Raw genomic sequence first — 13,570 nt, forward strand, 5'->3', positions numbered from 1 at the left:
TTAATCTCGCTCCCGTCCTGCCACCTGGCAGACCCGATGAGGGGCTCACCCGTGCTACCGAGGCCCTGTCGAGCAAAGCGAAAACACGCCCAGCCTGGCTGGATGCGTAGAACAAGGAGACAACGATGAAGACGGTACTTTCCCGCGCCGGGCAGGCGGCGGGCTGCATGTTGCTGAGCCTGCTGAGCGCACCCCAGGCCCAGGCTTTCGAAGGGGGCGTGTCGCCCTTCCCGGTCGGATCGACCGGCGAATACGTGGCCGGCCTGCCGCCCATTCCCGGGTTGTTTGTGCTGGAGCAGGTGCACCACACCACCTCCAGCGGTCTGTATGACAACCACGGCGACAAGCGACCCATCCCGTTCAAGCTGAGCGCAACCTCGGCCACCACGCGGCTGCTGGCGTCTTACGACATGACGGTGCTGGGCGCACGGCTGTATTCGCAGCTGGTGATTCCTGCCGTCTCCTTGCGCACCGACGTCGCCGGCCACGGCGAGCGGCACAGCGGGGTGGCCAACATCACCGTCTCGCCCGCCGTGCTGCGCTGGAGCCTGACAGACAAGACCTATGCCGTGGCGGGCCTGGACATCGCGCTGCCCAATGGCTCCTACGACCCGCACCGGCCCAGCGTGTCCACCGGCTACACCTCGGTCCAGCCGGTGCTCGGGATTCGCCACACCGATCCGAGCGGCCTGGATATTGGCCTCATCAACCGCCTGATGGTGAACCGTGAAAACAGCACCACCCATTACCGCTCGGGCAGCGGCTATGTGGGCGAATTCACCGCTGGCTGGAACGTCGGCCCCTGGAAGATGGGCATGGTGGGTTCGTACCTTCACCAGTTCACGGACGACAAGCAAGGCGGCGCCACCATCCAGAACAACCGCGCACGCAGCTTTGCGCTGGGGCCCTCGCTCAACTACAACGCCGGCCCCTTCAGCGTGAGCCTGAGCTACCAGCGGGGCCTCTACGCCGCCAATACCACCAAGAACAACGTGCTGGGCATCGGGATCGCCATTCCTCTGTGGATCAAGCACTGACCTCGCACATTCGCACTGCACACCATGACCCACAAATCTCTGATGGCGTTGCCCCTGCTGGCCGCCTGCGCGCTGGTCCATGCCGCCACGCCCGCCGAGCTGCAGGCGGTTTTCGACCGCTATGTGCAGGCCGTGCACGCGGCAGACATGGGTGCGGTGCGTGCGCTGATCGCCCCGGATGTCGAGCGATCGGACTACCCGGCTTGCACTGCGCCGATGGACAACCCGACCTGCCTGGCGCTCTACATCGACCAGACCGTGGTGCAGCCGCGCGCACGGCTCACTGTGCTTTCGGTGGAGGTGCGCGCCAGTGATTTGACCGCCCAGCTGGAGGTGCGCAGCCCGCTGTATGAGAAGGCGGGCGTGGAGCGCATCGTCGGCAGCGATGTGCTGCGCATCGAGGGCGGCCAGATCCGGGCCTTCCGCTTTGTGCCGGACTTCGCAGACCCCGCCACGGCCCGCTTCTTCTCCAGCATCGGCATCACGCGGCGCCCCCGCAGTTCCCAACCCTGAGTCTGAAATAGATGTTCAAGTATTTCCCCACCAACTACGTCTGGAACCTGTCCGTCGATCTCGCCATTGAAATGGGCGCGCGGATCGGCGAAATCGAGGAGATGTGCGCCCCCCTGCAAGAGGCCGCCAAGGCCCCGGATGCTGCTGGCACGCAGGCTTTTCGCGAGACCTGGGTGCGCATGGCCGACAAGCTCTGCGGACTGGCTGAAGAAGACGAAACCCGGGGTCGCATGCTTTCGGCCGGTGAGAAGTACCGGCGCGCTGCGAGCTACCTGATCACCGCTGAGCGGCTGCAGGCGCACAACGCACCGGGCCGCCTGACCATCTACCGCCGCGAACTGGAGCTGTTCCTCAAAGGCTCGGCCCTGCTGGGCGATCCATTGGAGCGCGTGGAAATTCCGTACGAGGGAACCCACCTCTCTGCCCTCTATTACCCGGCCAAGGGGCTCCGGCCGGGCCAGCGGGTGCCGATTCTGGTGCAGCTCAACGGGCTGGACTCGACCAAGGAAATGAAGCACCTGGTTGGACTGCCTGCGTGGCTGGCCCACCGTGGCGTGTCCTCCCTGGTTGTGGATCAGCCAGGGACCGGCGAAGCCCTGCGTCTGCACGGACTGACCGCGCGGTACGACACCGAGCACTGGGCCAGCCGCGTGGTGGACTGGCTGGAGCAACACCCCGCCGTGGACCCGAAACGCATCGGCTGCGAAGGCGTGTCCCTGGGGGGTTACTACTGCCCGCGCAGTGTGGCGATGGAGCCGCGCTTTGCCTGCGGCGTGGCCTGGGGCGCGAACCACGACTGGCGGGACGTGCAAGAACGCCGCTTGCAGAAAGAAGGCGACTTCCCGGTGCCGCACTACTGGGCCCACGTGTGCTGGGTATGGGGTGCCAAGGACATCGACGACTTCATGCGGATCGCGCAGAACGTGCACCTGGACGGCGTGGTCGAGAAGATCCGCGTGCCTTTCCTGGTCACGCACGGCGAGCGTGATTCGCAAATCCCGCTGAAGTGGGCGCACCGCACCTACGAGCAGCTGGTCAACAGCCCCCGGCGAGAACTCAAGGTGTTCACCGACCGCGAAGGCGGCTCGCAGCACGCGAGCTTTGACAACAGCATCAATGCGGGCCACTACATCGCGGATTGGGTGGCAGAAGTCCTGGGCGGACACACCGCCTGCAGGGCTTGAAGCCCCACCGCACCACTGACACCACAAAGGATCAAGAGATGAACATCATTGGACCCGACGCGCTGGTTTTTGGCGTGGACGATATCGCCGCCTGCGCGCAATACCTGACGGACTACGGGCTGACCCCGGTCGGGGTGACAGCACAGGGCGGGCGCTTCGAGGCACTGGACGGGACAGCCGTGGAGATACGCGCTCAGGACGACCCGGCGTTGCCGCCTTCGCTGGGCACAGCCAGCCTGCTGCGCGAAACCATCTACGGCGTAGCCGACGCGGCCACGCTCGATGCCATCGAGGCCGAACTGACCCGCGACCGCGTGGTGGTGCGCCAGGGCGACGTGCTGCGCACCACGGACGACCTGGGCTTTGCCCTCGCGTTCCAGGTCACCGTGCGCAAGCCGCTTTCGCTGCCTGCCGAATCCGTCAACGCCCCCGGGGCCGCGCCGCAGCGGGCTCCCAACGCGCTGGGTCTGCCGCCAGACCTGGTGGCGCGACCCCGCTCGCTGTCGCATGTCGTGTACTTCGTTCCGGACGCGGCCAAGGCCGAGGCGTTTTATGCCCGCCTGGGTTTTGTCTGCACAGACCGGTTCACAGGCGTCGGCCCCTTCCTGCGCCCTGCGGGCACGCAAGACCACCACACGCTGTTCATGATCCAGACGCCCCCGTTCATGAAAGGCTGCGAGCATTTCACCTTCCACATGGGCGGCCCCACTGAGTTGCTGCTGGCTGGTACCCGCTTTGTGGAGAAGGGCTACCAGAGCTTCTGGGGCCCCGGGCGCCACCGGTTCGGCAGCAACTGGTTCTGGTACTTCAACTCGCCCCTGGGCTGCCATGTCGAATACGACGCAGACATGGACCAGCACGACAACACCTGGGCGCCGCGGGAGGTGCCGATGGGCGCCGATGCCTCGCAGCTGTTCCTGTTCCAGCACCGCGAGAAGTGGGCGCCCTCGGGCCCGCCGCCAGCGCAGGCGCACCATTGAGCCGGCACCATGAAGCTGTGCCACTGGAGCGACCTGCCCGACGGCGCATCGCGGGGCTTTGACCCCGCAGGCCACGGCCAGGACACGGTCATCGTCGTGCGGCAGGGCCTGCGTTTGCATGCCTATGCCAACGTCTGCCCCCACGATGGCGTCCCGATGGCATGGCGCAAAGACCGGTATCTGAATGCGGCTGGTGACCGCATCGTCTGCGCGGCCCACGGCGCACTGTTTGACATCGCCACCGGGGTGTGCACTCTGGGGCCGTGCCTGGGCGATGCGCTCACCCCCGTACCCCTGGTCCTGCAAGCCAATGGCGACGTCCATCTGGCGAATCCAAAAAAATGAACAAGGAGACAAACCCATGAGCCTATCTTCCCAACGCATCCTGGTTATTGGCGGCGGATTTTCCGGCATGGCAGCGGCCATTGAGCTGCGCAAGCAGGGCGCCAAGGTGGATCTGGTCGAGATCGACCCGGGCTGGCGCAGCTATGGCGCCGGCATCAGCCTGGGTGGCGCGACGCTGCGGGCGCTGCGGCGTCTGGGTGTTCTGGAGGCCTTTCTGGCCCAGGGCAACGCCTCGGACGGCGTGAACCTGCACCTCCCCCATGGCCCCCTGGTGGCCACGCTGCCCACGCCCCGCATTGCGGGCGACGATGTGCCGGGGGGCGGCGCCATCCTGCGCCCGGTGCTGGCCCGCATCCTGGCCGAGGCCACCCGCGCAGCGGGCGCCAATGTCCGTCTGGGCTGCACCTTCGCTGCCATCGACCAGCAGGCTGACGGGGTGCTGGTGACTTTCACCGACGGCCAGCGCCAGCGCTATGACCTGGTGATCGGCGCGGACGGGCTCTACTCCAAGGTGCGCGAAGCCGTGTTTGAAAACGCCCCACGGCCGCGCTACAGCGGCCAGGCGGTGTGGCGCGCCGTGCTGCCCCGGCCGCCAGAGATCGAGACGGCCACCATGTGGATGGGGCCCCAGATCAAACCCGGCGTGAACCCGGTCTCCAAGACCGAGATGTACCTCTTCGTCACCGAGCCGCGCCCCACCAACGACCATGTCGATCCCGCGACGTTTGTGGACACCCTGCGCGCGCTGCTGGAGGGCTTTACTGCCCCCACGCTGCAAGCTATCCGCAGCCAGATCGGCCCGGACTCGCAGATCGTGTACCGCCCGCTGGAGGGGCTGCTCATGCCCCGACCCTGGTCACGCGGACGCGTGGTGTTGATCGGCGACACGGTGCACGCTACCACGCCCCACCTTGCATCGGGCGCCTGCATCGGCATCGAGGACGCGCTGGTGCTGGCCGATGAACTGGCGCAGTCAGCGGGCGACATGCCGGCTGCGTTGGCGGCCTTTGAAAGCCGCCGCTGGGAGCGCTGCCGCATGGTGGTGGAGAACTCGGCACGCCTGGGCGAGATCGAGATCGACGGCGGCGACAAGGAAGAGCACTCGCGCATCATGCGGGAGTCCCTCATGGCGTTGGCTGAGCCCATCTGAAGCGAGGTCGCCATGATCACAACCAATTCGCTGCGGGGCCGCGTGGCCCTGATGGTGGGCCATTGCGCGGGCATGGTCGATCTGGTCGCGTTGCCGGTGTGGGTGGGCACGCTGATCTCGGTGTACCGCTTTGACCCGCAGCAGGCGGGCCTGCTGGCTACCTTGTTTCTGGCCGGGGCGGTCGCGGCCAGCCTGCTGCTGGCGCCGTTCTTCCAGTTGCTGCGTGGGCGCAGCGTGGCTACCACAGGGTTTGCTGGCGCTGCCGTGGCATTTGCCGCAGCCTCCACCACGCAACAGTTTGCCTTGCTGGCCCTGTTGCACGGCGTTGCCGGGGTGGCTGCGGGCGCGGCCCTGAGCGTTACGCATGGCACCATCGCCCGCAGCCAGAACCCCCACCGCCTGTTCGCGCTGGTGGGCATGGCGCTGGGGGTGTTTGCCATCGTGTTCCTTGGCGGCACGCCGGTGCTGGTGGCGCAGCAGGGCGGGCCGGTGCTGTTCCAGGTGTTTGCCGGTGTCATGGCGGTGGGGGCGATGACTGCGGCAGTGGCGTTTCCCGCGCCTGACATAGCGGGTGGTGCGGAGCGTTCACGGACGCCTGCCACGCCTTTGCCTGCCGCCGTCTGGTGGGGCGTGACAGGCATCGCGGCCCTGGGATTGGTGCAGTCCATGACCTTCAGCTTTCTGGAGCGCGTGGGCAGCGACCGTGGTTATGGCATGCAGGCGGTCACCGGGGTGCTCATTGCCCTGGGGGTGGTCAACCTCTTCCCTGCGGCCCTGGCGGCGGTGCTGGAAAAGCGCTGGGCAGCCCGCAACGTGCTGCTGGCGGGACCTGCGCTGCAGGCTTTTCTGGTGGTGGTGATCATGAACTCGCCCGTGTTTGCACCCTATGCGGCGGCCGCCGCCGTGTTTGCGGCCGTGATGATCTTCACGCACACCTTTGCCTTTGGCGTGCTGGCGCGGCTGGACCCCAGTGGCCGTGCGCTGGCCGCGACTCCTGCCATGCTGATGTTTGGTGCGGCCATTGGTCCCATCCTCGGTGGCACGCTGGTCAAGGCCTGGGGCTATGGCAGCTTGGGGGTGGCCGCCTTGGTGATTGATGCAGTGGCGGTCTATGCATTTGCACGCATTCATCGTGCTCCGGGTACTGCAGTCGCAGTGAAAGGCATGGCATGAGCACGCCTTTTTCCTCAGTGCAGACCCAGCAGACTCGGCTCAGCCGCCGCGCCTGTCTGGTGGCGGCGGCAGCAGGCATGGCTGCGCCGTGGGTCCGCGCTCAGTCGGGGCGGCACATCACCTTCATCGTTCCCCAGCCTGCGGGCAACCCCAGCGACGTGTTCGCCCGAAAGCTCCAGACAGTGATGCAGCGCGAACTGGGCCAGACCATCGTCATCGAGAACCTGCCGGGCGCCGGTGGCTCCATCGGCGTGCAGCGCATGCTGAACGCGCCTGCCGACGGTGCAACGCTGGTCGTTGCGTCGCAGACCGAGCCCATCCTCACCCCCTTGTCACTGGCCAGCGCGCGCTACAAGCCCGAGCAGATGCGCGCCATTGGCACACTGGGGCGGACCAGCTACGTGCTGGCAGGCCGGGCCGACATGCCCGCCACCACCCATGCACAGTTACTGGATATGGCGCGGCAAGCGGCGGCCGCAGGCAAGCCGCTGACCTTTGGGCACATCGGTCAAGGTTCGATGATCCACCTGATGGGGACGCAATGGGCGTGCCTGTGTGGCGTGCCGCTGGTGCACGTGCCGTACCGGGGTGTGCCACCGGTCGTGCAAGACCTCATGGGCAATCAGATCGATCTGTCCTTTGTGCCGCTGGGCGGCGCAGCGCTGAACATGCTGGAGACGGGCAAGCTGCGTGCCTTCGGCAGCACCGCCGCCAAAGCGCCTGCGCTGCTGCCGCACATCGCGCCCTTGAGCCAGCAGTCTGCAGCACTCAAAGGCTTTGAGTACACCGCCTGGGGTGCGCTGCTGGTGGCGCGCCATGCCCCCGACGCGGCGGTGCGTCGCCTGCACCAGGCCTTTGGCGTGGCCCTGCGCGACACCGAGGTCCAGAGCTTTCTGCGCGCCAATGGCACCGAGCCCCAGGAGCCTCTGTCACTGGCCGCCCTCGACAAGTTCTACCAATCCGAAATCCAGATTCACCAGGCCCTCGCCCGCACCGTGGGTGTGGTGCCCGAGTGAGCTGTGTACCCCCTGCCATGACCAAACCCAAACGCCGCTTCGTGGACCTTTCCATCTATCTGGAAAACGATGTCCTGTCCGACCCGCCTCCCTTGGCGCCCAAGATCACATACCAGAAGCACGCCGACACGCTGCCCGAATTCATGGCCATGATCCCGGGCACCCGGCCTGAGGACTACCCGGATGGCGAAGCAGCTGCCGCCGAATGGGTGACGCTGACCACGCACAATGGAACGCACCTCGATGCGCCGTGGCACTTCCACTCCACGCAGGACGCGAAGAACGGCGGAGCCCGCCCCTCCATCACGATTGACGAAGTGCCGCTGGAATGGTGCTTTCAGCCGGGTGTGAAGCTGGACTTCCGCCACCTGCCCGATGGCTATGTGGCCACCGCTGCCGATGTGGAGGCCGAGCTGGCCCGCATCGGCCACACACTGCAGCCGCTCGACATCGTGGTGGTCAACACCCGCGCGGGCTCGCGCTACGGGCACAAGGACTACCTGGGCGCTGGTTGCGGCATGGGCTACGAGGCCACCATGTACCTGCTGGAACGCGGTGTGCGCCTCACGGGCACCGACGCCTGGAGCTGGGACGCACCGTTTTCATACACCGCCCAGCGCGTGGCGGAAACCGGCAACAAGGCCCTGATCTGGGAGGGCCACAAGGCGGGCCGCGACATCGGCTACTGCCACCTGGAAAAGCTGCACAACCTGGAGGCGCTGCCGCCGACGGGTTTCACCATCAGCTGCTTCCCCCACAAGATCCGCGGCGCCTCAGCAGGCTGGACGCGCGCGGTCGCCATTTTTGAAGATTGAGTCAGGAGTTCGTTCATGGGTTTTCCATCCATCCACCGCGTGGTTACCGGTCACAACGCGCAAGGTCGGGCCATCATTGCCAGCGATGGGCCGTTGCCCACGGTGGTCGAGATCGCCGCCATCCCAGGCACCGTGTTCCACGAAGTGTGGAGCACCTCCGAATCGCCCGCGGTCGTGGACAACGGCCCGGACCCGACGCTCGGCCCGCTGGTGCTGCCGCCCCCGCAGGGTGGAACGCGCTTCCGGTTTGTGGACATCCCGCCGGACACGCCGGAGTTTCTGGCCTACGGTGCCGAACGCATGCACGACGCCTTCCGCCAGGTGGGCGACGCTGCGGCGTCTACGGTGAAGGCCGACTCCCCCCACCCGCTGATGCACCGCACCGAATCGGTGGACTACGGTGTGGTGATCGAAGGCGAACTGACGCTGATCCTGGATGAGGGCGAAGTGCAGCTGTGCCCTGGCAGTGTGGTGGTGCAGCGGGGCACCAACCACGCCTGGGCCAACCGCTCGGGTGCGCCGTGCCGCATGCTGTTTGTGCTTGTCGATGGGCGCTTTGATGCGTCGGTGGCCGCACCTGCCAAGGAGCAGCCATGAGCACGCGCCGTCAATGGCTGGGCGCTGCAGCGTCCGCAGCGCTGACGCCCTGGGCGTTGGCACAAACCCCGTATCCCGCGCGCCCGTTGAGCTGGGTGGTGCCCTACCCGGCCGGGGGCTTTGGCGACGCGATGTCGCGCCTGCTGGTGCAGAAGCTGGGAGAGCGCATGCAGCAAGCCGTGGTGGTGGAAAACAAGCCCGGAGGTGCCGCGCAACTGGCGGCTCAGTACGTCAAGCAGCAGCCCGCCGATGGCCACACCTTGCTGTACGCAGACATCGGCCCGCTGGCCATGTACCCAGCGCTGTACGCCAAGCTGAGCTTCAGCCCTCTCAAGGACTTTGCCCCCCTGACGCGCTTGTTCAAGTCGCCGCTGGTCGTGGTCGTGCCTGCGGGCAGTCCGTTCCAGACTCTGGCCGACCTGCTGCGCGCGGCGGCTGCGGGTGATGGGCTCAACTATGGCTCGTACGGGCAGGGCAGCCAGCCCCATGTGTGGACCGAGCAGCTGCGCATCAAGACGCGTTCGCGCATGACCCATGTGCCCTATCAGGGCGCAGCGCCCGCGCTGCAGGACCTGATGGCCGGGCGCCTGGATTTCATGTGCGATGTGGTGGCATCCAGCTTGCCGCTGGTGCGCGAAGGCAAGCTGCGCGCGCTGGTCAGCGTGGGCAGCGAGCTGCGCCTGCAGGTGCTGCCCCAGGTGCCCACGCTGACCGAAGCCGGGCATGCGGACCTCGACACTCCGGGCTGGAACGGTGTGATGGTGCGCGCGGGTACGCCTGCGCCGGTGGTCGAAGTGCTGCACAAGGCGGTGGTGGCGGCGCTGGAGTCGCCTGAGGTGCTGGGCCGCTACCGGCCGCTGGGCCTGGAGCCTGCACCGCTGGCGCCCGCTGCATTTGGCGAGTTCATCCAGAGCGAATCGCAGCGATGGGGCTTGGCCATTCGCCACGCCGGGATCAAGGTCGAATGAGTCTCTTTGATCTGCAGGGTCGCACCGCCCTGGTTACGGGCGCCACCCAGGGCCTGGGTCTGGCGATTGCGCGCACCCTGGCCGAGCAGGGCGCCCGGGTGGTGGTCTCTGACCGCGATGCGCTGGCCTGTGAGCAGGTCGCTGCGTCGTTGCCCAACGCCATCGGTATCGCTGCCGACATGGCGGTGCCTGCGGCCATCGCTGCGCTGGTGGAGCGCGCCGGGCCGCTGGACATCCTTGTCTGCAATGCCGGTATCCAGGGGCCTGCGGGGCCTTTGGCCAATGCCAGCGATGCAGACTGGCAGCAGGTGTTTGACATCAACCTGTGCGCCGCAGCGCGGCTGTGTGCCTTGGTGCTGCCTGGCATGGCAGCGCGGGGCGGCGGCAGCGCGGTGCTCATCTCCAGGATCGCGGGCCTGCGCGGCAACCGGTCGATGGGCCTGTACGGGCTGACCAAGGCGGCGCTGGCCCAGTTGGCGCGCAACCTGGCTGTGGAATGGGTGCCCATGGGCGTACGGGTCAACGCCGTATCGCCCGGCCTCATCCGCACGCCGCTGGCTGAGCGGCTCATGGCCGACGACGCCTTCATGGCGCGGCGCATCCAGGCCACGCCGCTGCGGCGCCGGAGAACCCGAGGAAGTGGCTGGCGTGGTCGCCATGCTGGCCAGCCCCGCCGGGGCCTTTGTGACCGGACACAACCTGGTGGTCGACGGCGGCACCACCATCAGCGATGGGAGTTGAAACCATGCACGGCATGCTGAACCGAAGAACCCTGCTGGCCAGTGCCTTGGCGCTGCCCATGAGCACCTGGGCAGCCACCTGGCCCTCACGGCCGTTGCGCATCGTCCTGCCGTTCGCGGCCGGAGGCAGTTCGGACCTGGTGGCCCGCCTGCTGGCCGACAAGCTGGGCCTGGCCCTGGGCAGCCCGGTGGTGGTGGAGTCGCGCGCGGGTGCCAACGGCATCATTGCCTCGGAGTCCGTAGCCCGCAGCACCGATGGGCATTCGCTGCTGTGGGTCAGCGCCGCTCACGCCATCAACGGCAGCCTTTACCCCCGGCTGCCGTATGACACGCAGCGCGACTTTGCCCCCGTAGCCCTGGTGGCCAGCCCCGGGCCCATGGTGATTGCGGTGCCAGCAGCCCTGCCGGTCCGCAGTCTGCCCGATTTGATTGACCTGGCTCGGCGCAAGCCCGGGCAAGTCAGCTACGGATCGGCCGGGGTCGGCAATGTGCTGCACCTGGCGGGCGAGATGCTGGCGCAGCAGGCCGAAGTGCAGTTGCTGCATGTGCCCTACAAAGGCGCTGCGCCCGCCCTCAATGATCTGGCGGCCGGGCAGGTGAACCTCATGTTCAACAGCGCCCTGGCCGTGGCCCCCATGGTCAAGGACGGGCGCATTCGCCTTCTGGCGCAGACCGGCGCGCAGCGCTCGCCTGCGTTGCCCTCCGATCTGCCCACTGTGGCCGAAACACCGGGACTGGCAGGCTTTCAGGTCACCGGCTGGTTTGGCCTGCTGGCTCCTGCTGCCCTGCCCGCCGAGGCCATCGCGCGGCTCAATGCCGAATGCGTTCGCATCCTGGCCCAGCCCGAGCTGCGCGAAAAGCTGGCCCTGCTGGGCAGTGCCGATACCCCCACCCAGAGTGCGCGCGAGTTTGGCGCATTTCTGACTGCAGAGACCGACCGCTATGCCCGCGTGATCCGGGCGGCGGGGCTGCGACTGGAAACCCCTTCTTCCTGATTCTTCCTGATAGGACTGGCGATGCGATTTGCAACTCTGAAAGACGGTAGCCTGGACGGCCGCCTGGTACTGGTTTCTTCCACCGGCTTGCAGGCCGTCGATGCCGCTCCGATAGCCGCGAGCCTGCTGGAGGCCTTGCAGAACTGGGACACTGTGGCACCCGCTTTGCGTGAGCGCACGGCAGCGCTGGAGGCGGGCACGGCAACCGGCATCTTCGCGTTCGACCCGGCGGCCTGCAGTGCCCCCCTGCCGCGCAGCCCGCAGTGGCTCGATGCATCGGCTTTCCTCAACCATGGCCGCTTGATGGAGCGCGCTTTCAACACGCCACCCATTCCGCATTTCGACACCATCCCGGTCATGTACCAGGGCGCGAGCGACGACTTTCTGGGCCCGTGCGACGACGTGCCTCTGCCCAGCGAGGCCGATGGGATCGATTTCGAGGGCGAGTTCGGCGTCGTCTGTGGCCCGGTGCCCATGGGCGTGACGCCTGAAGCAGCATTGAATTGCGTCCGCCTGGTGGTGCAGATCAACGACTGGAGCCTGCGCGCGCTGGGCCCGCACGAAATGAAGACGGGCTTTGGATTCTTGCAGGCCAAGCCTTCCACCGGCTTTGCCCCGCTGGCCGTGACGCCGGATGAACTGGGCGATGCCTGGCAGAACGGGCGGGTGCATCTGCGGCTGCATGTGGACTCCAACGGCCAATGGTTTGGCCACCCGCATGGCGGCGAAATGAACTTCAGCTTTGGCCAGCTCATTGCCCACGCGGTCCGCACACGGCGGCTCACGGCAGGCACCATCATCGGTTCGGGAACCGTGTCCAACCAGGCCCGCGATGCAGGCTCAGCCTGCCTGGCCGAGCGGCGTGTGATCGAGATCCTGGACGAGGGCGCCGCCAAGACGCCGTTCATGCGCTACGGCGATACCGTGCGCATGCAGGCGCGTTGGCCCGATGGCCGTGAGGGGCCTTTTGGTGTGGTGCACCAGCGCGTGGTGGCTGCAGGCACGGGGGCACGCTGATGCATGTGCTCGTCACCGGTGCCGGCGGGTTCATTGGTTCCGCCCTGGCCGAGCGGTTGCAGTCCGCCCCACTCGTGCCCGGTACGCCCTTGCGCCTGACGCTGGTGGACCGCGTTGGGCCTGTTGCATCTTGCGCACCGGGCGTGCAATGGCATGTCGGTAGTTTTGCCGACCGCGCATTGTTCGACGCCCTGGAAGACGATCCGCCCGGCTGCGTATTTCACCTGGCCAGTGTCCCGGGATCGCTGGCCGAGCGTGAACCTGCGCTGGGTGTGCAGGCCAATTTGCTGGATACCGTGGACTTGTGCGAAGGGCTGGCGCGCCCGGTGCGCGCAGGGCGGGCACCCGTCCCGCGGCTGGTGTTTGCCAGCTCGGTGGCGGTGTATGGCGCGCTGGGCGCCCAGGCGGTCGATGAGCGCCAGTGGCCGCAGCCCACGCTCAGCTACGGGGTGCACAAGTGGATGGCGGAATTGCTGGTGGCGGACTACAGCCGGCGTGGCGATATCGATGGTCGCAGCCTGCGGCTGCCCGGCATCGTGGCGCGGCCCCCGGCAGAAACGGGCCATGGCTCCGCATTCATGAGCCAGATCTTCCATGCCCTGCGGGTGCGGCAGGCGTACACCTGCCCCGTGTCGGCGCAAGCCACGGCATGGTGGATGTCGCTGGGGTGCTGCCTGGATAACCTGGTGCATGCCGCACGCTTGCCCGCAGAGGGCATGCCGGCCGAACGGTGCTGGCAACCCCCGGTGCTGCGCTCTTCGGTGGAAGAGGTCGTGCAGGCCATTGCCCGCGCGGTGGATGCCGATCCCGCCGAGTGGATTCGGTATGCGCCTGATGCCCATATTGAGACGCTGTTCGGCCGCCTGCCCGCCTTACACACGCCCCGCGCGGAGGCGGTCGGTTTTCAGAACGACGGCTCGCTGCAGTCCCTGGTCACACGCGTGCTGGGCGGGCTGCAGGGCGGTGGTGGAGTGAAGTAGGGGGCGACAAAAAAGGGCGCGTCCCGTGACGCGCCGGGCCTTCAGCCGATGCGGGCGCTG

At 67.2% G+C, this 13,570-nt stretch carries 15 protein-coding genes; all 15 read left to right on the plus strand.

Annotated features, from left to right (window positions below; translation table 11 throughout):
• Window positions 1–125 precede the first annotated feature (125 nt).
• The 15 genes from ATF69_RS20180 to ATF69_RS20250 are packed head-to-tail and all read left to right on the plus strand — an operon-like array spanning window position 126 to window position 13,510.
• Complete coding sequence (locus ATF69_RS20180; RefSeq protein WP_244303775.1) at window positions 126–1,037, plus strand: SphA family protein; 912 nt, start codon at window positions 126–128, stop codon at window positions 1,035–1,037.
• 24 nt (window positions 1,038–1,061) lie between these two features.
• On the plus strand, window positions 1,062–1,550 hold the full coding sequence (locus ATF69_RS20185) for a nuclear transport factor 2 family protein (RefSeq protein ID WP_146872069.1): 489 nt from the start codon (window positions 1,062–1,064) through the stop codon (window positions 1,548–1,550).
• Between the two features lie 11 nt (window positions 1,551–1,561).
• A complete protein-coding gene (locus tag ATF69_RS20190; RefSeq protein ID WP_146872070.1) occupies window positions 1,562–2,734 on the plus strand; it encodes an alpha/beta hydrolase family protein in 1,173 nt (390 codons plus the stop codon).
• Window positions 2,735–2,772: 38 nt separating this feature from the next.
• Window positions 2,773–3,714, plus strand: a complete 942-nt coding sequence (locus ATF69_RS20195; RefSeq protein ID WP_146872071.1) for a VOC family protein — start codon at window positions 2,773–2,775, stop codon at window positions 3,712–3,714.
• A 9-nt stretch (window positions 3,715–3,723) separates the two neighbouring features.
• Window positions 3,724–4,059, plus strand: a complete 336-nt coding sequence (locus tag ATF69_RS20200) for a Rieske (2Fe-2S) protein (RefSeq protein WP_056065480.1) — start codon at window positions 3,724–3,726, stop codon at window positions 4,057–4,059.
• 16 nt (window positions 4,060–4,075) lie between these two features.
• On the plus strand, window positions 4,076–5,209 hold the full coding sequence (locus ATF69_RS20205; protein WP_056065483.1) for an FAD-dependent oxidoreductase: 1,134 nt from the start codon (window positions 4,076–4,078) through the stop codon (window positions 5,207–5,209).
• Window positions 5,210–5,221: 12 nt separating this feature from the next.
• Entirely contained in the window at window positions 5,222–6,382 is a 1,161-nt protein-coding gene (locus ATF69_RS20210) for an MFS transporter (protein ID WP_146872072.1), read from the plus strand.
• A complete protein-coding gene (locus ATF69_RS20215; RefSeq protein ID WP_146872073.1) occupies window positions 6,379–7,398 on the plus strand; it encodes a tripartite tricarboxylate transporter substrate binding protein in 1,020 nt (339 codons plus the stop codon). Before ATF69_RS20210 ends, ATF69_RS20215 begins: the two co-directional genes overlap by 4 nt.
• 17 nt (window positions 7,399–7,415) lie before the next feature.
• Window positions 7,416–8,213, plus strand: coding sequence for a cyclase family protein (locus ATF69_RS20220; RefSeq protein WP_146872074.1), 798 nt, complete (start codon window positions 7,416–7,418; stop codon window positions 8,211–8,213).
• A gap of 15 nt (window positions 8,214–8,228) precedes the next feature.
• A complete protein-coding gene (locus ATF69_RS20225) occupies window positions 8,229–8,810 on the plus strand; it encodes a cupin domain-containing protein (RefSeq protein ID WP_146872075.1) in 582 nt (193 codons plus the stop codon).
• Window positions 8,807–9,778: a Bug family tripartite tricarboxylate transporter substrate binding protein gene (locus ATF69_RS20230; RefSeq protein ID WP_146872076.1), complete on the plus strand. Its 972-nt coding sequence runs from the start codon at window positions 8,807–8,809 to the stop codon at window positions 9,776–9,778. The genes ATF69_RS20225 and ATF69_RS20230 overlap by 4 nt, the downstream gene beginning before the upstream one ends.
• Window positions 9,775–10,539, plus strand: a complete 765-nt coding sequence (locus ATF69_RS20235; protein WP_425291794.1) for an SDR family NAD(P)-dependent oxidoreductase — start codon at window positions 9,775–9,777, stop codon at window positions 10,537–10,539. Before ATF69_RS20230 ends, ATF69_RS20235 begins: the two co-directional genes overlap by 4 nt.
• Entirely contained in the window at window positions 10,524–11,513 is a 990-nt protein-coding gene (locus ATF69_RS20240) for a tripartite tricarboxylate transporter substrate binding protein (protein WP_158641498.1), read from the plus strand. The genes ATF69_RS20235 and ATF69_RS20240 overlap by 16 nt, the downstream gene beginning before the upstream one ends.
• Before the next feature lie 21 nt (window positions 11,514–11,534).
• Window positions 11,535–12,530, plus strand: coding sequence for a fumarylacetoacetate hydrolase family protein (locus ATF69_RS20245; RefSeq protein WP_146872078.1), 996 nt, complete (start codon window positions 11,535–11,537; stop codon window positions 12,528–12,530).
• A complete protein-coding gene (locus ATF69_RS20250; RefSeq protein ID WP_146872079.1) occupies window positions 12,530–13,510 on the plus strand; it encodes an NAD-dependent epimerase/dehydratase family protein in 981 nt (326 codons plus the stop codon). Before ATF69_RS20245 ends, ATF69_RS20250 begins: the two co-directional genes overlap by 1 nt.
• Window positions 13,511–13,570: the final 60 nt, after the last annotated feature.

The sequence above is a fragment of the Acidovorax delafieldii genome (assembly GCF_007993815.1).
Lineage (GTDB): Bacteria > Pseudomonadota > Gammaproteobacteria > Burkholderiales > Burkholderiaceae_C > Acidovorax > Acidovorax delafieldii.